Origin of the sequence: Mastigocladopsis repens PCC 10914 (assembly GCF_000315565.1) — a bacterium.
Classification (GTDB): domain Bacteria; phylum Cyanobacteriota; class Cyanobacteriia; order Cyanobacteriales; family Nostocaceae; genus Mastigocladopsis; species Mastigocladopsis repens.
Map to the genome: position 1 here is coordinate 5,955,401 of NZ_JH992901.1, position 25,690 is coordinate 5,981,090.

Here is a 25,690-nt window from a genome sequence, read left to right on the forward strand (position 1 = left end):
AAACGCGCCATGGCGCGTCTCTACAACTTTTCAAAATCCTGCTAATGGATCTGGGGGCGTCATTTGAGATTCTAAATATCTGAGGAAATCGTGCAATTCTTCGTCAGTTAGTAAATGACGCGATCGCTTGCCGTAAGTTTTAATCAGATAATCTCGCCCCTGGTCTGTTGTCCAACCTAGGCGCTGCATTTCAACGCCGATTTTAGCAATATCATCGGACTGATCCACAGGTTCGCTCTTCTTCTTTTTCTTCGTTGCTACTGTCTGGGTTCCCACATCTTCTTGTGAGCTGCTGTAACTGCGTGACGGAAATGCTGTCACGTTACTTGAAGAAATCCCAGGTATCGTATTATCTTCTGGTAAAGTATCAGAAGTCATTTCCAAGCTTTCCAATGCAGTGTCGAAGTCGAATTGGTTTTCCTGCTTGTTAGTCGCAGAAAAACCTTCAGTGATGTCCTGGTTTTTCGTATCGTTTTTACCTGGTATGGATGAGACTACTGGAGGGGTTGGGGTTGGGGTTGGTTCCGTTTGAGGAATGTTGAGAGCCGGGGAATAGGCAGACTCGTTTAATCCGTTTGGTGTTGTTAAAGAAGGGGTTGGTTTGACCTGCTTTACAGGTTCTGGGGAACTAACAACCGACTCCTGTAACGAACTGGTGATTCCCAAAACTTCCAACGCTCTATTCCTAGCTTGGTCTTCTGCTTCCTCAAGTGTTTCTGCTGCAGCCATACCAGTGGCGCGGGTGACGCCATCAATTTGGACGCATGAGCGGACAATATATTTGCCGTGATAAATTTGCACTAGTTCAGAAATAAGACTGCCCTGGGGATATTTGCTCTGAAATTGAGCCAACATAATACTGTCACCAATCTAAATTCTTATAAAGGGGTTGCTGCTACCTGTGTATCCAAAATTGGACTCGTTGTTCGGTTATGGACAACATACTCTAACTGAATTTTGCCAAGTTTAAAGCTTGGTTCCATCTGGGAAAGCTACTCGACAGTTTTAATACTTGTTTTTTTAAGGGCAGCTTCAGTAACCAAGGTACTATTCGCACTTTAATCCCGTGTCCTGATTGTAGCATGAGGTTTTCAGGGCAACCTTTTGGCTACTGCTTATTGACCAAGAGTGCTCTGATTGTCCTTGCTATACTAATTACCTAATTGGTGATCTAGAACTATTTTCTGTAAGTACGCTCTATATCTACAATAATGAAGTAATGGTTCGTCCTCACAGCTTATTAGCTGCTGACCTAATTGTTTCCGATCCTACATATGGGTCAATTAGATTTGTCGGCAGTTTCTCCTAGTTAAAAATCAGAGTTGCATGGCGTAAAAGTACCTTCACACCAGACAATCCAACACCTGCGGTTTCCCTAAAGAGTGCTTTTGGGCAGCGTGGAAAGTTCTCCAACGTACGTCACTCAAAAACCCGTTACGTAATTACCGAGGGGGCAACATCTAAAACGGGCGTACTTTGAACGATTGTCTTGCACTAGGAGCTTTAACGCACCTACACTCTGAGATGTTCGTGCAGTGCCCTTTATTTTGGGCAATTCGTTTTCAGCTAGTGTCTGTAGTCGTGAGGGTACACAGCATGCGAACCAAATTCAAAAAAAAATGATGTTTTGACCAAAGGTCGGTTCACTGCATGGAATTTTCAATCGCTACACTTCTGGCCAATTTCACTGATGATAAATTGGTGGCTCGTAAACTGTTGGAAAAGAAACTTGGTTGCGAAGATGAAGTCAGTTTACAAAAACTTCATATTGCATTAGAAATACTGGAAAGAATTGGGGTTTTAGTTAAAGAACGTGGCAAGTATCGTCGAGTCACAGAAGAAGGGCTGATTGAGGCAAAACTCCGTTGTTCCAGTAAAGGCTTTTGCTTTGCAATTCAAGATGTAGAAGGAGCCGAAGATATCTACATTCGGGAAAGCCATCTCAGTAACGCCTGGAATGGCGATCGCGTTTTGGTCAGGGTTCTTAAAGAAGGGAGTCGTCGGCGCTCCCCAGAAGGAGAGGTCAAGTTAATCTTAGAACGCTCCAATCACACTTTACTGGCGCGAATTAAACAGATAGAAAGTGGATATCGTGCTGTCCCCTTGGACGATAGGTTGCTGTTTGAACTTAAAGTGCAAGCAAATGGTATCAACTTGGAACAAGCAGTTGACCACTTGGCTCATGTCGAAGTTCTGCGTTACCCGTTAGCACAATACCCTCCATTAGGTCGGGTCGTGCAAATCCTAGGAAGCGATGCTGAAGCGGCGGCGGATATAGACTTAGTGACCTGCAAGCACGACCTTTCGCGGAGTTTTCCAGAAGCCGTACAGGAAGCAGCCTCAAAACTGCCCAAAAAACTGCTAAAAGCAGAATTGAAAAATCGGCTGGATTTGCGTCAGAAGTTTACCTTGACCATCATTGGCAACGGCAATGACTTAATGATGGTAGAAAATGCTTTCAGCTTGGAAAAAACAAGCGCTGGACATTGGCAGTTGGGCTTTCACATTGCTGATGTTTCTCACTATGTTCAACCAGACGAAGTCCTCGACCGAGAAGCACTCAAGCGGGGGCGCTCAGTGTATCTGGGAGAATTGGTGTTACCTATGTTACCAGAAGTTGTTGCCGAACGCTGTGCTCTATTGCCCGGAAGCGATCGCTTAACTCTATCTTTTTTAATAACGGTTGATTCAAAATCGGGACAAGTGCTGGAGTGGGAAATTCAACCTAGCGTTGTCAAAGTAGACTCCTCAGTGAGCGAACAACAAACAGAGGCAATTCTGACAAACCAATCGACCGAACTTGGACCGTCTGTTACAGAGATGGTGCAACAACTCGATACTGTACGGGTCTTGTTAAGACAGGTACGCTTGGATCGTGGGTGCTTGCAGTTAAATTTACCACCAAATCAAAACCCTTATTATGATGAGGGCGCTTTAGGCTGTGTCGTGGTGAATGATTTACCTGTACACTCGCTGTTAACTGAGATGGTGCTACTCGTTAACCAACTCATGGCTGCCCATTTTAACGCCTTGGGTATCCCTGCCATTTGGCGAGTCCAAGGCGCACCCGATCCCGAAGATGTGCAAGAGATGCTGAAATTAGCAATCAATCTCGGCGTCGAACTGTCGCTAGATCCAGAAATAGATATCCAACCTCTTGATTATCAACAGTTGACCAGAGTTTTTGCAGAATCAGTATCCGAGCAAGTTCTTACCTACTTATTGCAAGACACGCTCAAGCCAGCTACGTACAGCACAACAAAAGGACATCACTTTGGGTTGTCATTAGCAGAATATACCCATTTCACCGCTCCCTTGCGGCGTTACCCAGATTTGCTCATGCAAAGGGTATTTTATGCATTACTTGAACACGGACGCGATCGCCGCAACACCCGTGTCAAAGAGCGTGTCAACCTACGCCACTCCTCCAGCCACGGTGAAATTAACTGGAATGTCCTCCCACCAGAATTGCAACAAGAACTCCAAAGCGATTTGACCAGAGTCATCGTCCAGCTCAACGATAGAGAAAAAGAAGTTCAAGAAGCAGAAGCTGACTTAGCAGGATTGCAAAGAGCCTCACTCATGAAACAGCGCATCGGCGAGGTTTTTACTGGTGTGATCACAGGTGTCCAATCCTACGGATTCTTTGTAGAAATAGAAGTTCCAGCAACCGAGTCACAAAAAGTTGGCAATCCTCGCGTACCTCTGCGGGTGGAAGGACTGGTACACGTCAGTTCTCTCAAAGACGATTGGTATGAGTATCGTGCCAGACAACAGGCATTGTTTGGTCGCAAAAATCGCGCTTCTTACAGACTAGGCGATCGCGTAGCTGTGCAAGTTAAGAGTGTTGATTATTACCGCCAGCAAATCGATTTAGTCACTGTTGGTAGCGATGGCTCAGTCTTTGGTAAAGATGTCGGCGTCTCCAACGGCGAAGACACAGACCTCTACTTATCCCACCACGAGGATATGGAGCCGGATGACTTAGAACCGTATACAGACGAAGAATGAAGGGATGAGTTAGTCGTTAGTCGTTAAATAGAGAATTTAATAAACAACGAACCCAACGGGAGAGCCAGTCACCTGCGGCAGGGTTTCCCTCCCGCAGCACTGGTCTCACAACTAACAACTAACAATTCTCAATCCCTCATCCCCAATTCCTCCTAACTTCCTTACATAACAGCGTGTCCGAGAATACCAAACCACTCATCTTAGGCGTATCAGGTGCATCTGGTCTGATTTACGCCATTCGTGCTCTCAAATTTCTACTAGAAGCTGACTACGAAATTGAATTGGTTGCTTCCAAGTCAAGTTACATGGTTTGGCAATCTGAGCAGAATATTCGTATGCCAGTAGAACCCGCTCAACAAGAGCAATTTTGGCGACAGCAAGCGGTCGTTGAACGCGCGGGTAAACTACGTTGTCATCCTTGGGGTGATGTCGGAGCCAACATTGCCAGCGGTTCCTTTCACACCCTAGGGATGATTGTTATTCCATGCAGTATGAGTACTGTAGCAAAGCTAGCAGCTGGTTTAAGTTCTGACTTACTCGAACGTGCGGCGGATGTCCAGATCAAGGAAGGGCGAAAATTGGTTGTCGTTCCGCGTGAAACTCCCTTTAGCTTGATTCACCTTCGCAACTTAACCACCCTAGCAGAAGCCGGAGTCAGAGTTGTTCCCGCCATTCCCGCTTGGTACCACAATCCCAAAACTATTGAGGATTTAGTTGATTTTGTGGTTGCCCGTGTGCTAGATCAACTCGACATCGATTGTATACCAATTCAAAGATGGCAAGGTCGTCAAGATTAGTCAAAATAGGGAGATGGGGAGATGGGGAGATGGGGAGAATAATTTTTGACTCTTGACTCTTGACTAATATCTATGGCTGTATTTCGCTTAATTTTGTTAGTGGTGGTGCTGGGAGGACTAACGCTTTTGCTAGTGCAAAACTGGTCACCTGTCCTCTCTGTGGTATTTTTGGGGATGAAATCCAAACCAATTCCACTGGCGATTTGGATGTTGTTCAGTACTGCTGCTGGTGCTTTTACAACTGTATTCGTCACAAGCTTATTTAATTTGTCTAATTATTTTGCGCGACAACAACGTCAAACCCCGCTGAGGTCATCCACAGCTTCAACCCATGCACGCCAAACTCGCACCCAAGAACCAGCACCCCGTCCTTCTCCTCCACCATCAAGTAGTAAAACCGAGTCACCGCGAACGAGTGATGCACCCAATGACTGGGAAACAGATAGCAGCACGGAAGATTGGGACTTTGAAGAAAAAGAAGAAGCGCCTACACCCAATCCTCAAAATACACAGGTCAGAGACTCTAACACTTACGAATACGAACGTCAGCAAGAACCCAAAAGCAGTTCTAAATCTGATTCAGCCTACTCTTACAGCTACCGCGAACCGAAAAATTCTGGAGTGGGGAAAACTGAATCTATTTACGATGCTGATTATCGGGTTATTATCCCCCCTTATCAACCCTCAACGACTGATAAAGCCGAGGATGATGATTGGGGCTTCTTGGATGACGACGATTCTGAGGATGAGGATAAGCGTCCTCGTCGTTGAGTATTTTTTACTAGATGCCACACCGCTCCCGGGACTCCTGCTTGACTTTTCCGGTCATGGCAGCTTCCTGCAAGGTCATGAAAGCATTTAAGTCCTCCACGTCATACCGGGTTGTCAGCAACTGTCGCAATTGATTTTCTGCCTCAACAGTCAGATAGCCAGTGGCTAAAGCTTTTTGCACAACATCTCGAATCCGAGTCATGGTTGAAACCTCAAACGACCACACTTAGAGCACACTTAATTTAATCAGGCTTTCCTAGATAAAATATGTACTGGCTTTGTGCCTCAACCGCTTAGTTGGCAAAGCTTTTTTGCTCCTTATCAGATAATAAGTCATATTTTACACCTTGAACTAAAACACTAACTTGTTGACTAGTACTTCACCACCCCAAGTTTGAGGGGTTTGTAGTGAGCGCTAAGCGCGTTCGCCGTCAGGCGTGCCGCAGGCTAGACAGCACCAACTACAAACTACGCTTACCCGTCATTTTTAGGTTGGCAGACTACTAATGGTTCATCGCATTAATTCTGATGGTTGTACAAGTTCGTAGTAAGGACTTTAGTCCTAGACTCCGAGAGCGCTCTTGCGCTCACTACGAATCCCGCAAAATTAATGGGACAGAGTACTAGTGTCTGCTGCAAGCAATTGCTGGATCGCTTATATAGTGTCGGTAGAAACACAGTGTTGTGTAATATATAGAATTGCCCCACCAAGTAGTGAGTCACGCTTGTTTATCTTGACCGACATTGTCAGGATAAAGTTTCAATCAAGATTTATTAAATTTCCATTAAGCCTAAAGATACCTAAGTAAGAACTGACAAGTCACCTAACAAACGTTACTAAAATCGTTATAATTTCACAGTGTATTTATTTTTACTTTATAGACAAATAGATAAGATATTGCCTTGGGTTACTCTAAATAAATAACAGTAATGACGCTATCTGATTCAAATAAGGTAGAAGAAGAATTTGCAACATTACTAATAAGCCATTCAATTTTTGAAGCACAAATCGAAAATTACATCAGAGATATGCGTCTGGGCACCGAGATTTAAAGTAAATTGGTTAGTGGTTAGTAGTTAGTGGTCAAGAACAACCAACAACATCCAATGACGAATGACTTGTTGCAAGGAGTCAACCTGTACTTAATTGGCATGATGGGTGCTGGTAAGACAACTGTGGGACACTTATTGGCACAGCATTTAAGCTATGGCTTTGTTGATACCGACACCGTGATTGAGAAAGTGGCTGGTGATAAACCGATCACCAAAATTTTTGCCGACGACGGAGAAGCCGTGTTTCGCAAGTTGGAAAGTAAAGTGCTGTCACAAGTGTGTGCTTTCACCAAGCTTGTCATTGCAACAGGTGGGGGAATTGTTGTCAGGCGAGAAAACTGGAGTTACCTGCACCACGGCTTAATTGTTTGGCTTGATGTACCGGCGGAAGTCCTGTATAGGCGACTTGCAGAAGATACAACAAGACCACTCCTGCAAGATGCTGATCCACAAGGGAAGTTGCGATCGCTCCTTGAACAACGACAACCTCTTTACGCACAAGCGGATCTGCAAATCACCGTGAGCGAGGAAGAAACACCAGAACAAATTGCCGCGCGGGTTCTGGAGGAGATTCCCTGCGTCCTGAAACCAGAACATTCTCCTGCTGAACCTTCCTAACAAAAAATTAATAGTTGAAAGTAAAAATTCAAAAATTCCACTTTGTACATAGAAGATATTTCGGCTCAATAGAGGATTTTATTCATTTTGAGTCCATAATACGGATTATTAATATAAATACAGCAGTTTGCACTTTTTATGAGGTATACATTTTCAACTCAAGAGCCAGATATAGAGCAAATTTTCCTTCTGACTCCTGACTTCTGACTCCTGACTCCTGCTGTATCTACCTTTTTGCTATCAGGTCACAACCTTGTAGGCAAACATCGCATTATACACTTTTCCTTTTCCGTTATTATCATTTATCCAAACTAAAACTAAAGATATCTCTCAATATCTCCTCATGATGGTCAGAGAAACTGAGTACATAAGGCAAGATGCAGCCACCCGCGTGCAAGTGTTAAGCGAAGCACTACCGTACATTCAACAATTCACAGGTCGAACCATTGTTGTCAAGTACGGTGGCGCAGCAATGAAAGATACAAATCTCAAAGATAAAGTCATCCGCGACATCGTATTCTTATCTTGCGTTGGCTTACGACCAATTGTGGTACATGGCGGTGGACCGGAAATTAATAGTTGGCTGGATAAACTGGGAATTGAGCCGCAATTTAAAAATGGTTTGCGAGTGACTGATGCCCCCACAATGGATGTGGTGGAAATGGTGTTAGTTGGTCGAGTGAATAAAGAAATAGTCGCCTTGATTAACAAAGCTGGTGGTTCAGCAGTGGGACTGTGCGGCAAAGATGGTAACTTAATTACAGCCCGACCTCAAGGTGAAGAGGGGATCGGCTTTGTAGGGGAAGTTTGCACTGTTGATATCAAAATTTTAGAGACACTCGTCAATAGTGGCTATATTCCCGTCGTTTCCAGCGTTGCAGCAGACGAGACAGGACAACCCTACAACATTAATGCAGATACTGTCGCTGGAGAAATAGCAGCAGCAATCGGGGCAGAAAAGTTGATTTTGCTGACTGACACGAGGGGCATTCTCAAAGACTATAAAGACCCTTCTACCCTGATTCCAAGAGTAGACATTCAAGAAGCCCGCGAATTGATGACAACTGGTGTAGTCAGTGGTGGAATGATTCCCAAAGTCAATTGTTGTGTGCGCTCCCTTGCTCAAGGAGTTCGTGCAGCTCACATCATCGATGGTCGCATCCCCCATGCACTGCTACTTGAAATCTTCACCGATGTTGGTATCGGTACAATGCTCCTTGGGTCGCAGTTTATACCATAGCAGAGCTTTTTGAAATGGGGAAGTGGGGTGATTTTCTCCCCACCTCCCCACCTGTGATGTTAAGCAGATTTTTTATGACCCACATCAATAACTTTTTTGACTTTGCTGCTGGAGTAAAGGATTCCAAAAATATTGCTACCTTTGGTAGCTGCTGTTGGCAAAATGAAGGCAGTGCTGATTTTTGTGCAAACCGTGAATTCTGAAAGTTTAGAAATAGCCAAAGCTAGGTACCAAAGTGGGAAAGTTGCCTTTGAAAAAGGGCAGTACCGAGAAGCTGTTGAACAATTGGAAAAGGCTAGCGCCCTTTTGGCTCGTAATTCTCGCCTTGGTGGTGAGGTACAAATTTGGCTGGTAACAGCTTATGAAGCAGCAGGGCGCACAGAAGATGCTCTTACCCTTTGCGAACAACTTAAGCGCCATCCTCATACAGAAACTAGTAAACAAGCAAAGGAGTTGCATTACATCCTCAAAGCGCCCAGGTTGCAACGACCAAGGGAATGGATGACCGAAATTCCCGATTTAGGCGCAGTCCCTGACAATGAAACCAAAATTCGTCTGGCTGTAAATAATACTAAGTCTTCCCAGGGACAGATGCCTCCTGAGCCAGAATTGGTTGACCTTAGCCAGGTGAATACCAGAGATAATCGATTTATTTGGCTGGCATTGATTGTCGTTGCTTTAACCTTAGGTAGTTTGGTTTGGTTAAGTTTTTAAACCAGAGAAAGCGCAGAGAACAAAGGGAATAAGAAAACAGAAAATTAACTTTTGGGGAGTTGTATAATGATGAATTCGTCTGCTTTTGCAAAGAGTTTTGTGGGTGGGAAATTGAACCGTGTTTTTCCAATCCAAAATCCTATTTTATGGATTGTGCTGTTAATGTCCCTGCTGCTATCTGGTTGTGTCAACTATGACTTGGGCGTTAACTTTGACAATCCGAATCGCGGCGAATTTGTGCAGCATATTAAGTTGGAAGAAAAGCTAACCAGTTTTAGTGGCGATTCTGTTTATGAATGGTTGAATAGTATAGAGCGTCGCGCTCGCAAATTGGAAGGCAAAACACGGCGACTTTCCAAACAAGAGGTTATTGTTTCGATTCCCTTTAGTAGCGGTCGGGAATTACAAGCAAAGTTTAACGAGTTTTTCCACCCTAATGGTACTCAAAAATCGGAGTCCGTCGGAAGTGAATCTAACTCAGAACTGCCAAAAATTGAATCAAACTTACTTGTGTTTCAAAATAATTTCTTGCTTTTAGTGCGGAATCGATTGATTTATGATTTGGATTTGCGATCGCTTGCTCTAATTTCCAGCAACGGAAATGTCTTGGCGAATCCTGGTTCAATTCTCAATTTAGAATTTAGCTTAAACACTCCTTGGGGCGCAAGGAGTGTGGAAAAGACCGAAAATACCATCCTTCCAGAAAAGAATGGACATCAGTTAGTGTGGAAGCTTAAGCCTGGAGAACTAAACCACATAGAAACAGTTTTTTGGCTTCCTAGTCCTCTCGGTATCGGGACTTTGTTAATTATTCTGTTTGTCTGGGCTGGGTTTTACTTGAGATATACTTTTATGCCTGATCCCAGAGTTCAGTTTGCTCCACCAGCAGTCACCGGGGGTCAGTAGAAACGGGAGTGGGGATTGATAGTTGGTAGTTGGTAGTTGTTAGGAACTACTAACTACTAACCACGTATTTGTTGAATGCAATACACTTCTTGCAAAAATATGATTAATAGATATTTAGAACCACAGATGCACACAGATGAACACAGATAAGTCATCTGTGTTCATCTGTGGTTTCATTGTCATAAATTTGACTTTGCAAGAGGATTTTAGCGATCGCTTAGGAATTAACGCTTATGATAGATCGTTAAAATTTTCAACAGTAAATATCTGTAAATTACTATGCTTCTGCTCTTTGGTCAATATCTATTATTAATAAATAGAATTGCAAAATATTAAAGTTGTGAAAGCAAAGCTGTTATTAATAGTTACTTTTTTTATCGTCTCCTCTGCCTCAGTTTCTGCTCAAACTCCGGTTTCTACGCTAACACCTAGTGCAACATCAACACCAAATCAGTCAAAGAAAGAAACCTTTTCTATTAGAAAATTGGCAGAAGATTTGGAAGCGATTGATCAAAGCTTAACCTCAATTGCATTTTCCTTGGCTAAGGTGATGGTAGCCGCACTGAGTCTTCTCGTACTCTATCGGCTTGTCTTGTTGATTGTTTATCGCTCATCCCAGTTAGTTATCGATAACGTTAGCAATGCTTCTGGTGCTGATGAACTTGAGAAAGTGTTACCAAGTCTTTCGCAATTGGCACGGGAAAGACTGGTGCGGGAGATGAAAGGCGTCCGCCAACGGGTGAAGGAGCATATCAAAAGTGTAGGACCTGAAACTTATCGCCCTCCTAATAAGTTACCGCTACCACAAGTCACCCCAGATCAACGACTGGCTGATTTAGTGGCTTCACTGAACGAGTTGACACCCGATCAGATCGATCCAGTGGTGCAACTACTTAAGGTTATATTCCCGCCCTTTGGAACTAAAGTGACCAGTATCCTCCAAAGCCAGGGTCAAGAACATAGCAAGCTGGGTATTACATTTGAAATCACAAATATAGAAGGTCGCCTTTCCTCTAAGCTCTACACTATATGGGAGCCAACCGACGACAAGACACCAGATACCAAAAATGATTCATCACAGGCGCTCAAAGACCGCTACAGGGAGTTATTAAGACCCGCTGCTCGCTGGTTGGCAATAGAACTGTGTAGGCGGGAAATGGTGGATGCCGTACCTTGGACATACTTTGGTAATAGGCGCAAAAAGTATCAAGCACAAATTAACAACTTCTTTGGTGTGCTGAACTTTGCCAGCGTTCCGACTCATGGCAAGTTCTTTTACCAGTTGGCTATTGAGGATTTGCAGCAGTCAATAGAGCTTTACCCAGATTGGTATCAACCTTACGAGAATCTAGCTGACATCTATAGTACTCAAGGGCGAGAGTTTCAGGCTAAAGAAGGTGTGAAATTGCAACGGCAAGCGATTTTGCAATACGAAGAAGCACTTGAAAGATGTCAGGATGAAGCTATCAAGCGCCGAATTAGAGTTGGCAAAGCAATGGCGCAGCTAGTAACAGGTAATGACACTTTCATTCAAGAAGCAAAACAGGAAATACAGAACGTTGAAAAGAATTGGGATGCAACAACAGAGCTAAATACTCAATTTTTATATAACCTAGCATCTTGGTATGCGATCGCTCTCAATCAAGGCTTTGAAGACGCAAGCGCCAAGAAAACAGCTCGCCTTTACTTAGCTTACGCTCTGGCCAGAAATAGCGATCGCGACCTTTGGTACTGGGCAAGTAAAGACCCGGATCTTCAAGGGATTAATGAAGGTTTTGCGGAATTGCAATTTACTTTATTGAAGAAATTAAATGAAGTTCCTCAATTACCCAAGCTCAAACATCAGGACTTTGCCAAGCCCATACAAGAAGTCTTGCAACAGGTTAATTGGTTGTAATGACAAAGGAGATTCATTGAGATGAACCACAAACAACAAGAAAAATTGCCTATCCTCAAAAGCGGACCCCCTGACACAGAACAGAAACAAACAACTTCCCACCAGATACATTTTCAGGCTATTTGCACTGGGGATATACCGCCGTGGGATGATGACCAAGATATAGGTCTTGCGGAGACTCAGCCGCCTTTTCCGGCTATTTGCATCACTGAAATACTACCCTGGGATGATGACCAAGGTAATAGTGGTGTGCATATAACAGGAGAAATTCTGCTTTGGAATAGCGAGGAGGATAAAAATCCTCCAAAGTAAAATCAGGGTAAATAATGTTGAAAAATCAAGACCGAGAAACACGTTATAGTTATAATTTCTATTTATTTAGGGTGATAAACGCATAATTTCCCAACTACCATTATTTAAGCGAGTATAAAGCAAGCGATCGTGCAGGCGGTTAGAACGCCCTTGCCAAAATTCGATTTCTGTTGGAATTACACGCAAGCCTCCCCAGTGTCGCGGTCGTTTAACATCTTCATTTTGATATTTAATTTGCAGTTCTTGCATCCGTTGCTCAAGAATTTCTCGGCTTTCTATCACCTCGCTTTGGTTAGAAGCCCACGCACCCAGGCGACTGTTCAAAGGACGACTGTAAAAATACTCGTCTGACTCGTTTTCTGAAACTTTTTCTACACGCCCGCTAATGCGGACTTGACGTTCCAATTCTGCCCACCAAAAAACTAGAGACGCTTGAGGATTTTCTGCTAACTCCTGTCCTTTTTGACTGTTGTAGTTAGTGTAAAAGACAAAGCCCCGCTCATCAAAACCTTTCAGCAGCACCATTCTTGCAGAGGGCTTACCATCGGGTGTGGCAGTGGCAAGAGTCATGGCGTTCGGTTCAGGCAGTTGGGCGGCTATAGCCTGGTCGAACCATTGTCTAAACTGTATAAAAGGATTAGGGTCAACATCCGAGACGCTAAGACCTTGCAGGGTGTAGTCTTTGCGAAGGTCGGCTATAGTTTTGTCCATCGTAATTTGCTTCCCTATCATCAAGTACGCTAGTGCGTGTTTTTGCTAAAAAATCCATATATAGTCATCAGCTTTAACCGTGTTGTACCTAATGTGTCAAGGCGTTTTTAAGATAGATAACATAAGATGCACCGTTCAGCCTCAGTTCAACGTCTGTTAATATACGGTCTGGGCGGTCCGATTATCGCTCTCAATCTCTGGTTGCTGTATCTGCTTTTTCGCTTATTCCTGCACCCAATCACTATTGTGAGCATTGCGGCAATTCTGGCTTTTTTACTGAACTACCCAGTAAAGTTCTTTGAACGCGTTGCCTTGACCCGCCCTCTGGCAGTTATCATCGTGTTGCTGGTGACTCTAACGCTTTTGGTCATTCTTGGCGTGACGCTCGTGCCAATGGTGATTGACCAAACAATACAACTTTTAAATAAAATTCCGGATTGGCTCGCCACTAGTCAAGCAAATTTGGAGCATATTGAAGCTTTAGCGCAAAAGCGGCGTTTACCCTTAGATTTGAGGGTGGTCAGCAATCAAATCAATGCCAACATTCAGAGTTTGGTGCAACAGTTGGCTTCTGCGGCTGTGGGATTTGCAGGGACGCTGCTATCAGGCTTACTTGATATGGTGTTAGTGGTGGTGTTGGCATTTTATATGCTTCTGTATGGCGATCGCGTATGGTATGGCATAATCAACCTCCTACCGCCTCATATTCGATTCCCCTTGACCACATCTTTGCGACTCAATTTCCACTACTTTTTCCTCAGCCAGATTTTGCTGGCGTTGTTCATGGTGATTAGCCTCATCCCTATTTTCTTAGTTCTTAAGGTGCCTTTTGCCCTATTATTTGCCATACTCATAGGCATATCCCAACTCATTCCCTTCATTGGGGCAAGTTTAGGTATTGGTTTGATTACTTTTTTAGTGTTGTTGCAAAATTGGTGGTTGGCAGTTCAAGTAGCTGTCGCTGCGATTATCATGCAGCAAATCAAAGATAACCTGTTAGGTCCCAAGTTACTTGGCGATTTTATTGGCGTTAATCCCATCTGGATTTTTGTAGCTATTTTAATGGGATTCGAGATTGCTGGTTTGTTAGGAACACTGGTTGCTGTTCCTATTGCTGGTACCATAAAGGGCACCTTCGATGCTATCAAAAGTGGTAATACGGGAAACAATGCAAGTGAGTAGGAGTATTTTGAATGATTGATAAAAAATTTAATATATAAACCATTATTTATATAGCTATTTTTTACATAAGTAAGTGTATAAAACTATCATGGTATACTGTACGAGATAGATTCATTCTTATACCATTTTGCTCTAGATGTGCAAAGCTAATGTTTTCAAAATTCCCTAGATGAAAAGTTGCACAATCTTGAAACACAATTCAAAATGGTATTAGCTACAATTGTCAGGGAAGCATTGGGCAGAAAAAATTACCTAGTCTTTGGTTCCAAATGAGACAAATCAACTTTGTGATAATTTTTATCTTTTGTTTAGCCTTGGCTTTATTTGCCCTTGAGAACACCCAACCTGGAACAATAAATGTAGTTCCAGAAGTGCAGGTGCAAGCGCCAATTTCGGTTGAGTTGCTTTTGGCAAGTGGCATAGGAGCGGTTTTAGCTTGGTTGTATAGCATCTGGACACATTGGCAGCGACTGCTAGTTTCTGGTCAACAAGTGCGACAGAAAAATGTCCAAATTAAGGAACTAGAAAGCAAGGTTCAACAGTACCAAGCAGAAGTTCAATCTTTGAAGCTTGCTCTACCACCAGTCAATGATTCTCTAGCAAAAGAAGCACAAGCAATCACTCAATAAAGGAATTGCTGAGTGGTTAGTTGGTAGTCGTTAGTGGTTATTAGTGCAACTAACAACGCTCCAACTAACAACGCTCCAACTAACAACTAAAATCCAAAGAATTAATGGATGCTTCCGAGCTATTAGAAAAAATTACACTCCTTATTCATCAGGCGGAACTTGGGGAAATAGACCCTTGGGATGTCAAAGTGATTGAGGTGATTGACCGTTACTTAGAACTAATGGCACCGGAGGTAACCACCAGGGGCTATGAAGCCGACTTATCACAATCAGGGCAGGCTTTTTTATCGGCATCTAAGCTTGTGTTATTTAAAGCAAACACCTTGATGCAATTGCAATCATCAGCACAAGAACAAGAAGCTGTGGAAGATGATGCATTGCCAGAAAGTGAAGATGGGGTAATCTATCAAGCTCAACGCTTACCATTAGAGCGGCACTTGCGTCGTCGTCCAGCAGCAATGCCACCGCCAAAGCGTCGCGTGACTCTGCAAGAGCTGATTGAGCAATTGCAAGTCATGGCGCAACAATTGAAACTGGTAGAAAAAGTCAATAAACCTGTCCGTCCTAGACGCCAGCCTAGCCTCCAAAGTATGCGAGCAGCATTGGAGCTGGCTCACCAGGAAAATCTCACAGAGGTGGCATATGAGCTGGAGCAGGTGTTGCAAAGTTTGGCTCCACGGCTGAGTTTACAAAAAAATTGGTTGAATCTGGAACAGCTCGTGGAGTTGTGGACTCAAACAAAGCATCCAGAACAGAATAGTACACACACGTCCCAACATAGCCATCTTGTTGTTAGCGTTTTCTGGGCACTACTACTGCTTTGTGCTCAATCAAAGGTGGAGCTATTTCAAGAGGAGTTTTACCAGGACATCAAAATTAGGTTACTAACAGATTCAGCCAACAACAACAAATCCATAGATGTTCCTCTGAATCAAGAGTGTACAACATAGGAATATTCATAATTTTCAGACTTTGGCTTCAGCAAACCCCAAAATCCGATTAAATTGAAAAGATGACCAATCAAAATATGAACGATAGAGGATGATGGAAAGCATGAAGTATGAAAGCTAAAGTATGAAATTTTCATACTTTATGGGTTATATTTTATACTTTCTTTATACTTTGTCATTCACATTTTACTTTGGCTATGTGTATAGGTTGCACCAAGTCTCTTGATTTCTGTTATCCGTACTTTTAGGGATGACGAAGAAGCGGAAATAAACTGATGATACAGTATCAATTGATAACACTAAACTGGCTTGTGGTTGAGGAATAGAGATATATGAAGGCGATGATTCTCGCGGCTGGTAAAGGTACTCGCGTACGTCCAATTACCTACACAATTCCCAAACCGATGATTCCCATTCTGCAAAAGCCAGTGATGGAATTTTTACTGGAGCTTTTACGCCGGCATGGGTTTGACCAGATTATGGTCAATGTTAGCCATTTAGCAGAGGAAATTGAAAATTATTTCCGCGATGGACAGCGGTTTGGTGTCCAAATTGCCTACTCTTTTGAAGGTCGCATTGTTGAGGGTACTCTCGTAGGGGAAGCCGTCGGTTCTGCAGGAGGAATGAGGAAAATCCAAGACTTTTACCCATTCTTTGACGATACCTTTGTGGTACTGTGCGGTGATGCCCTGATTGACCTAGATTTGACAGCAGCAGTGAAGTGGCATAAATCTAAGGGATCTATTGCCACCATCATCATGAAATCCGTTCCCCTGGAAGAAGTTTCTAGCTATGGTATAGTTGTCACTGACGAAGATGGTCGCGTAAAAGCTTTCCAAGAAAAACCAAAGGTAGAGGAAGCTCTTAGCACCAATATCAGCACAGGTATTTATATTTTTGAGCCAGAGATCTTCAATTATATCCCCTCTGGAGTAGAGTATGACATCGGTAGCCAGCTGTTTCCCAAACTGGTGGAAATCGGTGCGCCCTTCTACGCTATCCCAATGGAGTTTGAATGGGTTGATATTGGTAAAGTACCAGACTACTGGCGAGCAATTCGTGGTGTCCTCTCAGGGCAAATTAAGAACGTGCAAATTCCAGGACAACAAGTTGCTCCTGGTATCTTCACTGGTATGAACGTTGCCGTAAATTGGGACAAAGTGGATATTACAGGTCCAGTTTACATTGGCGGCATGACCAGGATTGAAGACGGAGCCAAAATCGTCGGCCCTACGATGATAGGTCCCAATTGTTGGGTATGCAGTGGTGCAACAGTTGAGAACAGCGTGATTTTTGAATGGTCACGACTCGGTCCCGGAGTCCGGCTCGTTGACAAATTGGTTTTTGGACGTTACTGCGTAGACAAGACTGGAGCAACGATAGATGTCCAAGCCGCTGCTTTAGACTGGCTGATTACCGATGCTCGTCAAGAGCCACCATCCCATACGCCAGTTGAACGGCAAGCCATTGCTGAATTGTTGGGGACAAACACCAGCAGTTAGTCATTACATCGGTTCTCTTACTTAAATATATTCCAACAGATGTAGAGACGCGCCATGGCGCGTCTCTACATTTAACTATTTAAATATGTGTATCTTCGCAAACTCTGTTCGTAGGTTTGCATCAGTCTTTGAGATTCCGCTAGGGTGATGCGATTTTCTTCTAAAGCATACTCGCAACGCTGGCGGATCCTTTCTACCATATCCTCAGAGTCATACTGCACGTAGCTCACCACTTCGCTCATGGTATCGCCTTTGACAACGTGTTCAATTTGATACCCTTTTGGTGTCAATTGGATGTGAACCGCGTTGGTGTCGCCAAAGAGGTTGTGCAAATTGCCCATAATTTCTTGGTAAGCCCCATTCAGGAACATTCCTAAATAATAAGGTTCTCCTGATTTTAAGGAGTGCAGTTCCAAAACTGACTTTACATCGCGCAGGTCAATAAAACGGTCGATTTTGCCATCACTGTCACACGTTAAGTCTGCCAAAATCCCTCGCCGTGTTGGTTCTTCATCCAAGCGGTGGATTGGCATGATGGGGAAGAGCTGGTCAATTGCCCAACAATCTGGTGCTGATTGAAAGACAGAAAGATTAACATAGTAGATGGAAGCCATGATTTTTTCCAGGTCTTCCAGTTCATCGGGTACATATTCCTGCTTTCTGGTTATCTCAAGAATTTTTTGACAACATGCCCAGTAAAGCCTTTCAGCTTTAGCGCGTTCCGTAAGACTTAAAATCCCCAAGTTGAAGCGACTGATGGCTTCTTCTTTGAACTGGGTAGCGTCGTGGTAGAACTCTTGGTAATTCTCTTCGTTAACAGATTGGTAGGTTTCCCACAGGTAAGTAATAATTGGGGGTTCTCCCTCTCGTGGCGGTTCTGGTGGGTCAAGGGGGACAACACTAGTACTGAGAACATCAAAAATCAGCACCGACTGATGGGAAGCAATTGCCCTTCCGCTTTCGCTTATCAGTGTTGGTACGGGGATATTTCGCTCTGCACAGGAATCTTTTAACTCTGCCACAATATCGTTGGCATAGTTCTGCATATTGTAGTTTTTCGAGGCGTAGAAGTTGGTTTGCGAGCCGTCATAATCTACACCTAAGCCGCCACCAACATCGATATACTTCATATTTGCCCCCAGTGCCGCTAATTCTACATAGATATGGCTGGCTTCTTGGATGGCATCTTTGATCACATTAATGGCGGAAATTTGCGAGCCGATGTGAAAGTGTAAGAGCTGTAAAGAACTTAAAAGGTTAGCTTCGCGTAACTTGTCAACGGCTTGAATAATTTCGGGGATAGTCAGACCGAACTTCGCGCGATCGCCGCTAGAGGTTCCCCAGCGTCCCATGCCTTGAGTGCTCAGTTTAGCTCTCATACCGACAATTGGATCAATCCCCAACTGACGACTGACCTCAATCACCAAATCGACTTCTTCGATTTGTTCTAGGACAATAATCGGCTTTTGCCCCAGTCTTTGTGCTAGCATCGCTGTTTCGATGTATTCTCGGTCTTTGTAGCCGTTGCAGATTAACAGCGCTCCCGGTGTATCCAATAAAGCTAAGGCAATCATTAACTCTGGCTTGGAACCAGCTTCTAAACCAAATTGATGCGGTTTGCCGAAACGTACCAAGTCCTCAATTAAGTGCCGCTGCTGATTACATTTGACCGGGAAGACACCACGGTAAACGCCAGGGTAGTTGTAGCGGGCGATCGCTTTGGCAAAACAAGCGTTTAAGCGCTCAATCCTGTCTTCCAAAATATCCGAGAAACGAATCAACATGGGTAGTCCCAAGTTACGCAGCTTAAGGGCGTTGACGAGTTCATACAAATCCAAAGAACCACCGCGATCGCCTCTGGGAGAAACAGTGATATGACCAGCAGCGTTAATCGAAAAGTAAGGCTGTCCCCAACCTTCAATCCGGTAAAGTTCTTCGCTGTCCTCAATTTTCCATAGCCGAGACGTATCTGGGGACGAGGCTGGTGGTAGTAGCTTTTTTTGTTTGTTATTTTTCAATTCAGTTTTGTGTCCATTGGACGGAGGGTTCACCACCTCTTCTGATGTATCAGTTGACTCAGCACGCATTTCTTCCTGACCTCTATGTTACACCCACGAAATAACAATTTAGCGCATTCGTCTTTCAGCGCATATGCTCTTAGAGATACTTTCTGAGATATTCTCAGATTGGTCATTTGTCATTGCTCATGTGTCATTAATTATTGACAAATGACGCGTAACAAAGGACAAAGAACAAAGTTGTTAAAATTGAGGAGATAGCTTTGGAGCGTACATTCTTAGCAATTAAGCCTGATGGCGTGCAGCGCGGATTGGTAGGTGAAGTGATCCGTCGTTATGAAAATAAAGGCTTTACCCTCGTTGGTTTGAAGTTTCTCAAAGTCAGTCGAGAATTGGCTGAACAGCACTATGATGTTCACCGAGAAAGACCTTTTTTTGCTGGGCTGGTAGAGTTTATCACTTCTGGTCCAGTGGTGGCGATGGTTTGGGAAGGCGAAGGCGTTGTTGCAGCCGCCAGAAAGATTATTGGCGCAACGAACCCGCTTTCCGCAGAACCAGGAACAATTCGAGGCGATTTTGGCATTAATATTGGTCGCAACCTCATTCACGGTTCCGATGCGATCGAAACAGCGCAACGGGAAATTGCCCTGTGGTTTAAGGAAGAAGAATTGGTTTCTTGGCAACCAAGTTTAATACCTTGGTTGCACGAGTAATTTAAGCAATGGGGGAGGATGAGGGAGATTTGAATTTTGAATGCGTGAATTTTGAATTGTCTTGTCTCCCTCATCTCCCTACTCCCTACTTCCTTCTACAACTTCAGTCTTTTCTAGTTCTTTTATGACTTTTTCTGGTTCAGTGCGCTTGGAAAATCCCCATGCCAGAATGAGGGCGATCGCAGTAATCATGAACCATTGTGGCGGAACTAGAGAATCGTTCACCACTTTTAGGAGCAAGCGCAAGCCCACTAAAGCCACAGTGATATAGCCTGCGTCTTCCAAGTACACATATTCATCTAACCATTGGATAAACAAACCCGCCATAAAGCGCAGGGTGACAACACCAATAGTCGTACCCGTAATCACCAGCCACGTTTCATTAGAAACGGCTATTGCAGTGGTGACGCTATCGAGAGAAAATGCTAAATCCGTGAAGGCAAGGACAGGTATGGCTTGCAACACAGAGCTAAAACGAGGACCGTGGTGTTGATTGTCTTCGCCTTCTTCGGAAGTAAAATGTTGGAATACGAGCCATAGTAGGTAAGCTGCACCTAGTAACTCAAACTGCCAGAACTTTTGGACCCAGGTAGCTGTCAAGAGTAAGGTGATTCGCAGGACGTAAGCGACTACCAAACCAATGTTGAGCGCCTCACGTTCTTTGTTTTTGTCTTCCAGTCCTTGAGCGATCGCAGCGAGGGCGATCGCGTTGTCAGCAGACAGCACCGCCTCTAGAAAAATCAGAATGAGCAGGACTATAGAGGTTTCAATGCTGAAGTGAAAGTGAAGATAATCAAAAATTTGGTCTAGCATTCCAGGTTTCTCAAGCTGCAAAACTTAAAAATGAACAGAAAAGAGCGAATTTATTATATTTTAAGTTGATACAGACACCAGCAGTTCAGCTATAACGCTGTGTTACCTTATAACGGCTACCAGAGGTAAAAAGCATGACAACAACTACGACTGGGAAAAAGCTGACCTTTGAGCAATTCCTTGAGCAATGCCCTGAGGATGGTCGTTATGAACTGGTGAATGGAGAAATAGTGAGAATACTAGCAACTAGGCTGCACGAAGATGTAGCAGATTTTATTGCCAAACAACTGGACAAAGAGGTTGACCGACTTAGTTTGAACTATAAGGTCTCTGGTAGGATGATGATTGCAACCGTGACACAAGACGGTCAGGAGCAGGGACGAAACCCTGATGTAAGCGTGGTTAGCTTGGATGTTTGGCGAAAAAACCGCTCTGCGAGTTCTGCACTGCGTGAACCCCTACAGCTGGCTGTAGAAGTGGTATCAAGCAACTGGGAGGATGACTATATCGATAAACTAGACGAATATCAACGTTTGGGCATTCCAGAGTATTGGATTGTAGACTACTTGGCTCTTGGTAGCAGAAATTACTTAGGTAATCCCAAGGTTCCTACTGTTTTTGTGTATCAGTTAAATGCTAACGGGGTTTACCAGCCAACTGCTTACAGAAGCTCTGATCGCATCGTATCTCCCACATTTCCAGAATTGCAATTAACGGTTGAGGATATTTTGAAAGTTTAGAAGGGCAAGCTTCTGTTAGGTATCTGGTACGTTATGGCAAGCCTTATGTGTTAGTAATCTAACAAAATTGCTCGCTGAAGAAAAATTGATATGAACAATCTAAATTTATTAGAACGTATTACTTTTGATAAATATGTCCTTGGTGGAAAACCTCTAGTTCGTGGTTTACGTATATCTGTTGCTATGATTTTGGAACTTTTAGCCAAAAGAGTGACTACTGAAGAAATTCTCGAAGATTATCTAGAGTTAGAACCAGAAGATTTGCGTGCGGCATTACTTTATGCATATCACTTAGTTTCTCAAGAAGAAATTGTCGAAAGGACGGCTGCATCGTAGAAGCAGAACATGAAATTTTTAATTGATGTCAATGCCAGTCGTGCTTTAGGCAATTGGTTAAGCCAAATGGGTCATGATGTCGTTTTTGTCAATGGTACTGACCCAACAATGGCGGATGAGCAGATTTTAGAATGGGCAGTTAGAGAAAGTCGAGTTATTGTCACAACAGATAATGATTTTGAACAAATGATTTGGCTCCAGAAAAAACCTCATTGTGGAATTTTACGTTTAGAAAATTTACCTCGTTCTGAACGATAAGCCTTACTTGCAGATGCTTGAAAGTTCCACATTCAAGATTTAATGAATGGCTTGATTGTGATTGCACTTAAGAATAAGTTTCGTATTCGTCAGCCTTTTTCTGAGTAAAAGAAATATCAAATAGTGAGTAAGCGTAACGCAATATAAAAATTTAATATTTACGTTACAAACTTGTTTCCTCACCAAAACTTTAGAAGTTTGCCCCACCAAGAATTACTAGCACGTCTCTTAGCCCGGAGATTTCCAGATTTTTGCGGACAGTAGCTGTATTTGGATGGTTCTCCCCAAACACCTGCTGATCAATCTCTAAAGCTTGCAGATACAACGGTTCGGCTTCGCTGTAGCGTCCTTGTGAGTTGTAGAAATAAGCCAGGTTGTCCAAACTGAGTGCGACAGAGGGATGTTGTTCTCCCAGCAGGCGTTTGTACAGTTCTAAAGCTTATTGGTACAACGGTTCGGCTTCGCTGTAGCGTCCTTGTGAGTTGTAGAAATTAGGACTTACGCATTGGCAGAAAAGCCCAAATGCCAGGTATGCTTTTCAGGAGCTTTAAGCAGATTTTTCAACTATCTTTTTGCGATCGCACCTGCGGTTAATGGTTCCATAGGGTTTTTTGTCAAGCGGCATCATACTAATAATTTCCAGCTTAACAGCTTGAATTCCAGAAAGGTTTATTGACTAGTTTGCTTTTCGGGCTGGCGCTTTCACCTGAAAATTCTCTAGGTGGCAAATCGCTTTCATAACCTGCAACAACCGAATTGAACCCTCAGTATCAATCAGACTCAGTTCTGGCATGATCTGATAAGTTGGGGGACTACCTTGTCTCAAATGCACAAACAGATAACTACGTCCATTTGTCACTAGCCCCCAAACTAATGTTTGCTGCTCTAAACTCTTAAAAGCGTAAGTGAGCAATTGTGGTAAACCCTCAAATACATCTACCGCACTGTTTTTCGTCTCAATCACTAAAATCCAAAAAGGTGGCGCAGTGGTCGCTTGAGCATTATTAACTGCTAAAATATCCATCCGTCCTCTAATGCTTGTCTCCTCATCTTCGATCGCTATGGCTATCACATCCTCCATCGTCAGGCGAATAGGCACATCATAGAATCCAGCCGTTCGCATCAAGGGCGCTAACGTCAAAAATTTAACTAAACCCTCAGAAATCTTACTCGCTGCGAAATAACGCCAGAAGTCATTCCTAATTTTCAATAAATCCTCTTGTTCAAATTCGCTTAGAGAGTTTAGAGTTAGGAAGTCTGTGAATGAACCCATAGGCTCTTCTTGCAGTTTCAGCAGGCGATGAACGTCGTTGAGGGATAAACTGCTGGGTTCTACAGTAATTGGCATGGGTGGTGGCAATGTTTTTGGGTACTACCTAACATCTTGCAATATGAAAATCAAAAATAGGTTTCTTAGCGCCCACTCCTTGAGGCTATGTATAAATTAACTTTGTAATACTGACACATCTTAACGAAAATCAAAACACTTTCTGGTAAATCTGCGTACACAATAGTTTTCAGTCACATCGCCAATTTGTAGAAACAATTATGTCTCAACCCACGATAGAATCAATCCTTCAAGAAAAGCGTTTATTCCACCCAAGCCAAGAATTTTCCCAAAAAGCCCAAATCAAAAGCTTGGAAGAATACCAGCGCCTTTACGACAAAGCGAAAGCTGATCCCCAAAAATTCTGGGCGGAATTGGCAGAACAAGAGTTGCACTGGTTCCAAAAGTGGGACACAATTCTAGATTGGCAACCGCCCTTTGTTAAATGGTTCGTCAACGGCAAAATTAATATTTCTTACAACTGTCTTGACAGACATCTCACCACTTGGCGCAAGAATAAAGCTGCGATTATTTGGGAAGGGGAACCAGGAGACTCGCGCACTCTCACCTACGCCCAACTGCATCGGGAAGTTTGCCAGTTTGCTAATGTGCTGAAGCAACTGGGTGTGAAAAAGGGCGATCGCGTGGGCATTTATATGCCAATGATTCCCGAAGCGGCGATCGCCATGCTAGCCTGTGCGAGAATAGGCGCACCTCACAGCGTTGTCTTTGGTGGTTTTAGTGCAGAAGCTTTGCGAGACAGGCTGATCGATGCTCAAGCAAAACTCGTAGTTACCGCTGATGGTGGTTGGCGCAAGGATGCAATTGTACCTCTCAAAGAGCAAGTAGACAAAGCTTTAGCTGACGGTGCTGTTCCCAGCGTAGAAAATGTTCTAGTTGTCAAGCGTACCGGACAAGATACCAATATGACATCGGGACGCGACCAATGGTGGCATGATTTACAAAAAGGTGTCTCTGCAGATTGTCCCGCCGAACCGATGGACAGCGAAGATATGCTGTTCATCCTCTACACTTCTGGTAGCACTGGCAAACCTAAAGGCGTTGTGCATACAACGGGTGGTTATAACTTATATACCCACATGACCACCAAATGGATTTTCGACCTGCAAGAAACAGATGTATATTGGTGTACTGCTGACGTAGGTTGGATTACGGGTCATAGCTACATCGTTTACGGTCCCCTTTCCAATGGTGCAACAACGGTGATGTACGAAGGCGCGCCTCGTGCCTCTAACCCTGGCTGCACGTGGGACATTATCGAGAAACTCGGCGTTACCGTTTTTTATACCGCACCTACTGCCATTCGTGCCTTTATCAAGATGGGCGAACACTTACCCAACGCGCGAAACCTATCTTCCCTACGCTTGCTGGGAACGGTGGGCGAACCAATTAACCCAGAAGCTTGGATGTGGTATCACCGAGTGATTGGCGGCGAAAATTGTCCAATTGTTGATACATGGTGGCAAACAGAAACTGGCGGTATCATGATTACACCGTTACCTGGGGCAATTCCTACCAAACCTGGTTCCGCCACTCGTCCCTTCCCTGGTATCTTAGCCGATGTCGTGGATTTAGAAGGCAACCCTGTAGGCGACAACGAAGGCGGTTACTTGGTCGTGCGGCATCCTTGGCCTGGTATGATGCGAACAGTATACGGCGATCCAGAACGCTTCCGCCGCACTTATTGGGAACATATCCCCCCCCAGGATGGAAACTATCTCTACTTTGCTGGTGATGGCGCAAGACGCGATGAAGATGGTTACTTCTGGGTGATGGGGCGCGTCGATGATGTTATAAATGTTTCCGGGCATAGACTGGGAACAATGGAAATTGAATCAGCCTTAGTTTCGCACCCCACCGTAGCTGAAGCCGCTGTAGTAGGCAAACCCGATGACCTGAAAGGGGAAGAGATAGTTGCTTTTGTAACTTTAGAAGGTGGTAATAACCCCAGTGAAGAACTGAGTAAAGAACTGAAAAAACACGTTGTGCAGGAAATTGGGGCGATCGCCCGTCCTGGAGAAATTCGCTTTACCGACGCTTTGCCCAAAACTCGTTCTGGTAAGATTATGCGGCGGTTGCTGCGGAATCTGGCTGCAGGGCAAGAAGTTTCCGGCGATACCTCTACCCTAGAAGATAAAGGCGTGTTGGATAAGCTGCGCCAAGGTGCTTAA

25 protein-coding genes are annotated in these 25,690 nt (G+C 43.9%); 18 read left to right on the top strand and 7 right to left on the bottom strand.

All coding sequences use genetic code 11. The features are described from left to right. Positions 1-30: 30 nt before the first annotated feature. Positions 31-855 carry a hypothetical protein gene (locus MAS10914_RS0128490; protein WP_017319359.1) on the bottom strand — a complete coding sequence of 275 codons (825 nt, stop codon included), beginning with the start codon at positions 853-855 and terminating at the stop codon, positions 31-33. A gap of 795 nt (positions 856-1,650) precedes the next feature. On the opposite strand from MAS10914_RS0128490, the gene MAS10914_RS0128500 reads away from it, so the two are divergent. From MAS10914_RS0128500 to MAS10914_RS0128510, 3 genes are all read left to right on the top strand, one after another. Next, a complete protein-coding gene (locus MAS10914_RS0128500; protein WP_017319361.1) occupies positions 1,651-4,011 on the top strand; it encodes a ribonuclease R family protein in 2,361 nt (786 codons plus the stop codon). 173 nt (positions 4,012-4,184) lie between these two features. Next, positions 4,185-4,808, top strand: a complete 624-nt coding sequence (locus MAS10914_RS0128505; RefSeq protein ID WP_017319362.1) for a flavin prenyltransferase UbiX — start codon at positions 4,185-4,187, stop codon at positions 4,806-4,808. Between the two features lie 72 nt (positions 4,809-4,880). Further along, positions 4,881-5,579 (top strand): LapA family protein, encoded by a 699-nt coding sequence (locus tag MAS10914_RS0128510; RefSeq protein WP_017319363.1) that lies wholly within the window; start codon positions 4,881-4,883, stop codon positions 5,577-5,579. A gap of 10 nt (positions 5,580-5,589) precedes the next feature. Here MAS10914_RS0128510 and MAS10914_RS0128515 read toward each other — a convergent pair whose 3' ends face one another. Further along, positions 5,590-5,781, bottom strand: coding sequence for a hypothetical protein (locus MAS10914_RS0128515; RefSeq protein ID WP_017319364.1), 192 nt, complete (start codon positions 5,779-5,781; stop codon positions 5,590-5,592). Between the two features lie 905 nt (positions 5,782-6,686). Between MAS10914_RS0128515 and MAS10914_RS0128520 the strand changes: the two genes are divergently transcribed. The 6 genes from MAS10914_RS0128520 to MAS10914_RS0128545 all read left to right on the top strand — a co-directional run bounded on the left by MAS10914_RS0128520 (position 6,687) and on the right by MAS10914_RS0128545 (position 12,319). Next, the gene (locus MAS10914_RS0128520) at positions 6,687-7,250 is read left to right on the top strand and encodes a shikimate kinase (RefSeq protein WP_026082885.1); all 564 of its coding nucleotides are present in this window, start codon (positions 6,687-6,689) and stop codon (positions 7,248-7,250) included. Positions 7,251-7,596: 346 nt separating this feature from the next. Then, a complete protein-coding gene (argB, locus tag MAS10914_RS0128525) occupies positions 7,597-8,490 on the top strand; it encodes an acetylglutamate kinase (RefSeq protein WP_017319366.1) in 894 nt (297 codons plus the stop codon). A gap of 192 nt (positions 8,491-8,682) precedes the next feature. Then, positions 8,683-9,204, top strand: coding sequence for a tetratricopeptide repeat protein (locus tag MAS10914_RS0128530; RefSeq protein WP_026082886.1), 522 nt, complete (start codon positions 8,683-8,685; stop codon positions 9,202-9,204). A 66-nt stretch (positions 9,205-9,270) separates the two neighbouring features. After that, on the top strand, positions 9,271-10,110 hold the full coding sequence (locus MAS10914_RS0128535) for a DUF3153 domain-containing protein (RefSeq protein WP_017319368.1): 840 nt from the start codon (positions 9,271-9,273) through the stop codon (positions 10,108-10,110). Positions 10,111-10,450: 340 nt separating this feature from the next. Continuing rightward, on the top strand, positions 10,451-12,007 hold the full coding sequence (locus tag MAS10914_RS0128540; RefSeq protein WP_017319369.1) for a hypothetical protein: 1,557 nt from the start codon (positions 10,451-10,453) through the stop codon (positions 12,005-12,007). 21 nt (positions 12,008-12,028) lie between these two features. Beyond that, the gene (locus tag MAS10914_RS0128545; RefSeq protein ID WP_017319370.1) at positions 12,029-12,319 is read left to right on the top strand and encodes a hypothetical protein; all 291 of its coding nucleotides are present in this window, start codon (positions 12,029-12,031) and stop codon (positions 12,317-12,319) included. A 66-nt stretch (positions 12,320-12,385) separates the two neighbouring features. On the opposite strand, the gene pdxH is transcribed toward MAS10914_RS0128545, so the two are convergent. Then, complete coding sequence (gene pdxH, locus MAS10914_RS0128550) at positions 12,386-13,030, bottom strand: pyridoxamine 5'-phosphate oxidase (RefSeq protein WP_017319371.1); 645 nt, start codon at positions 13,028-13,030, stop codon at positions 12,386-12,388. A gap of 126 nt (positions 13,031-13,156) precedes the next feature. Between pdxH and MAS10914_RS0128555 the strand changes: the two genes are divergently transcribed. The 4 genes from MAS10914_RS0128555 (at position 13,157) to MAS10914_RS0128570 (ending at position 17,293) form a co-directional block, all read left to right on the top strand. Further along, a complete protein-coding gene (locus tag MAS10914_RS0128555) occupies positions 13,157-14,212 on the top strand; it encodes an AI-2E family transporter (protein ID WP_017319372.1) in 1,056 nt (351 codons plus the stop codon). Between the two features lie 269 nt (positions 14,213-14,481). Continuing rightward, positions 14,482-14,841: a lipopolysaccharide assembly protein LapA domain-containing protein gene (locus tag MAS10914_RS0128560; RefSeq protein WP_017319373.1), complete on the top strand. Its 360-nt coding sequence runs from the start codon at positions 14,482-14,484 to the stop codon at positions 14,839-14,841. Positions 14,842-14,945: 104 nt separating this feature from the next. Continuing rightward, positions 14,946-15,791: a segregation/condensation protein A gene (locus MAS10914_RS0128565; RefSeq protein WP_017319374.1), complete on the top strand. Its 846-nt coding sequence runs from the start codon at positions 14,946-14,948 to the stop codon at positions 15,789-15,791. Positions 15,792-16,123: 332 nt separating this feature from the next. Beyond that, positions 16,124-17,293 carry a sugar phosphate nucleotidyltransferase gene (locus tag MAS10914_RS0128570; protein ID WP_017319375.1) on the top strand — a complete coding sequence of 390 codons (1,170 nt, stop codon included), beginning with the start codon at positions 16,124-16,126 and terminating at the stop codon, positions 17,291-17,293. A gap of 71 nt (positions 17,294-17,364) precedes the next feature. Here the strand turns inward: MAS10914_RS0128570 and speA are convergent, their stop codons facing one another. Further along, complete coding sequence (gene speA, locus MAS10914_RS0128575; protein ID WP_017319376.1) at positions 17,365-19,380, bottom strand: biosynthetic arginine decarboxylase; 2,016 nt, start codon at positions 19,378-19,380, stop codon at positions 17,365-17,367. Between the two features lie 194 nt (positions 19,381-19,574). Between speA and ndk the strand changes: the two genes are divergently transcribed. After that, positions 19,575-20,024, top strand: coding sequence for a nucleoside-diphosphate kinase (gene ndk, locus MAS10914_RS0128580; RefSeq protein WP_017319377.1), 450 nt, complete (start codon positions 19,575-19,577; stop codon positions 20,022-20,024). Positions 20,025-20,102: 78 nt separating this feature from the next. On the opposite strand, the gene MAS10914_RS0128585 is transcribed toward ndk, so the two are convergent. Further along, positions 20,103-20,837 (bottom strand): TerC family protein, encoded by a 735-nt coding sequence (locus tag MAS10914_RS0128585; protein ID WP_017319378.1) that lies wholly within the window; start codon positions 20,835-20,837, stop codon positions 20,103-20,105. A 134-nt stretch (positions 20,838-20,971) separates the two neighbouring features. Here MAS10914_RS0128585 and MAS10914_RS0128590 point away from each other — a divergent pair, with 134 nt between their 5' ends. From MAS10914_RS0128590 to MAS10914_RS31295, 3 genes are all read left to right on the top strand, one after another. Beyond that, positions 20,972-21,577 carry a Uma2 family endonuclease gene (locus MAS10914_RS0128590; RefSeq protein ID WP_017319379.1) on the top strand — a complete coding sequence of 202 codons (606 nt, stop codon included), beginning with the start codon at positions 20,972-20,974 and terminating at the stop codon, positions 21,575-21,577. A gap of 90 nt (positions 21,578-21,667) precedes the next feature. After that, positions 21,668-21,913, top strand: coding sequence for a DUF433 domain-containing protein (locus MAS10914_RS0128595; RefSeq protein WP_017319380.1), 246 nt, complete (start codon positions 21,668-21,670; stop codon positions 21,911-21,913). Positions 21,914-21,922: 9 nt separating this feature from the next. Further along, on the top strand, positions 21,923-22,171 hold the full coding sequence (locus MAS10914_RS31295; RefSeq protein ID WP_017319381.1) for a DUF5615 family PIN-like protein: 249 nt from the start codon (positions 21,923-21,925) through the stop codon (positions 22,169-22,171). A gap of 190 nt (positions 22,172-22,361) precedes the next feature. On the opposite strand, the gene MAS10914_RS0128605 is transcribed toward MAS10914_RS31295, so the two are convergent. Both MAS10914_RS0128605 and MAS10914_RS0128610 read right to left on the bottom strand, forming a co-directional pair. Further along, entirely contained in the window at positions 22,362-22,601 is a 240-nt protein-coding gene (locus MAS10914_RS0128605) for a tetratricopeptide repeat protein (RefSeq protein WP_051151141.1), read from the bottom strand. Positions 22,602-22,847: 246 nt separating this feature from the next. Further along, complete coding sequence (locus MAS10914_RS0128610; protein ID WP_017319383.1) at positions 22,848-23,519, bottom strand: hypothetical protein; 672 nt, start codon at positions 23,517-23,519, stop codon at positions 22,848-22,850. A 200-nt stretch (positions 23,520-23,719) separates the two neighbouring features. On the opposite strand from MAS10914_RS0128610, the gene acs reads away from it, so the two are divergent. Next, positions 23,720-25,690 (top strand): acetate--CoA ligase, encoded by a 1,971-nt coding sequence (gene acs, locus MAS10914_RS0128615; protein ID WP_017319384.1) that lies wholly within the window; start codon positions 23,720-23,722, stop codon positions 25,688-25,690.

Bases quoted from the DNA above. Each gene is read 5' to 3' on its own strand.
- MAS10914_RS0128560 (WP_017319373.1), top strand. From the start codon at position 14,482: ATGAGACAAATCAACTTTGTGATAATTTTTATCTTTTGTTTAGCCTTG.
- MAS10914_RS0128565 (WP_017319374.1), top strand. From the start codon at position 14,946: ATGGATGCTTCCGAGCTATTAGAAAAAATTACACTCCTTATTCATCAG.
- MAS10914_RS0128515 (WP_017319364.1), bottom strand. From the start codon at position 5,781: ATGACTCGGATTCGAGATGTTGTGCAAAAAGCTTTAGCCACTGGCTAT.
- acs (WP_017319384.1), top strand. From the start codon at position 23,720: ATGTCTCAACCCACGATAGAATCAATCCTTCAAGAAAAGCGTTTATTC.
- MAS10914_RS0128570 (WP_017319375.1), top strand. From the start codon at position 16,124: ATGAAGGCGATGATTCTCGCGGCTGGTAAAGGTACTCGCGTACGTCCA.
- MAS10914_RS0128555 (WP_017319372.1), top strand. From the start codon at position 13,157: ATGCACCGTTCAGCCTCAGTTCAACGTCTGTTAATATACGGTCTGGGC.
- MAS10914_RS0128585 (WP_017319378.1), bottom strand. From the start codon at position 20,837: ATGCTAGACCAAATTTTTGATTATCTTCACTTTCACTTCAGCATTGAA.
- MAS10914_RS0128500 (WP_017319361.1), top strand. From the start codon at position 1,651: ATGGAATTTTCAATCGCTACACTTCTGGCCAATTTCACTGATGATAAA.
- pdxH (WP_017319371.1), bottom strand. From the start codon at position 13,030: ATGGACAAAACTATAGCCGACCTTCGCAAAGACTACACCCTGCAAGGT.
- MAS10914_RS0128510 (WP_017319363.1), top strand. From the start codon at position 4,881: ATGGCTGTATTTCGCTTAATTTTGTTAGTGGTGGTGCTGGGAGGACTA.
- MAS10914_RS0128545 (WP_017319370.1), top strand. From the start codon at position 12,029: ATGAACCACAAACAACAAGAAAAATTGCCTATCCTCAAAAGCGGACCC.
- speA (WP_017319376.1), bottom strand. From the start codon at position 19,380: ATGCGTGCTGAGTCAACTGATACATCAGAAGAGGTGGTGAACCCTCCG.
- MAS10914_RS0128490 (WP_017319359.1), bottom strand. From the start codon at position 855: ATGTTGGCTCAATTTCAGAGCAAATATCCCCAGGGCAGTCTTATTTCT.
- MAS10914_RS0128610 (WP_017319383.1), bottom strand. From the start codon at position 23,519: ATGCCAATTACTGTAGAACCCAGCAGTTTATCCCTCAACGACGTTCAT.
- MAS10914_RS0128595 (WP_017319380.1), top strand. From the start codon at position 21,668: ATGAACAATCTAAATTTATTAGAACGTATTACTTTTGATAAATATGTC.
- MAS10914_RS0128520 (WP_026082885.1), top strand. From the start codon at position 6,687: ATGACGAATGACTTGTTGCAAGGAGTCAACCTGTACTTAATTGGCATG.
- MAS10914_RS0128535 (WP_017319368.1), top strand. From the start codon at position 9,271: ATGATGAATTCGTCTGCTTTTGCAAAGAGTTTTGTGGGTGGGAAATTG.
- MAS10914_RS0128590 (WP_017319379.1), top strand. From the start codon at position 20,972: ATGACAACAACTACGACTGGGAAAAAGCTGACCTTTGAGCAATTCCTT.
- MAS10914_RS31295 (WP_017319381.1), top strand. From the start codon at position 21,923: ATGAAATTTTTAATTGATGTCAATGCCAGTCGTGCTTTAGGCAATTGG.
- argB (WP_017319366.1), top strand. From the start codon at position 7,597: ATGGTCAGAGAAACTGAGTACATAAGGCAAGATGCAGCCACCCGCGTG.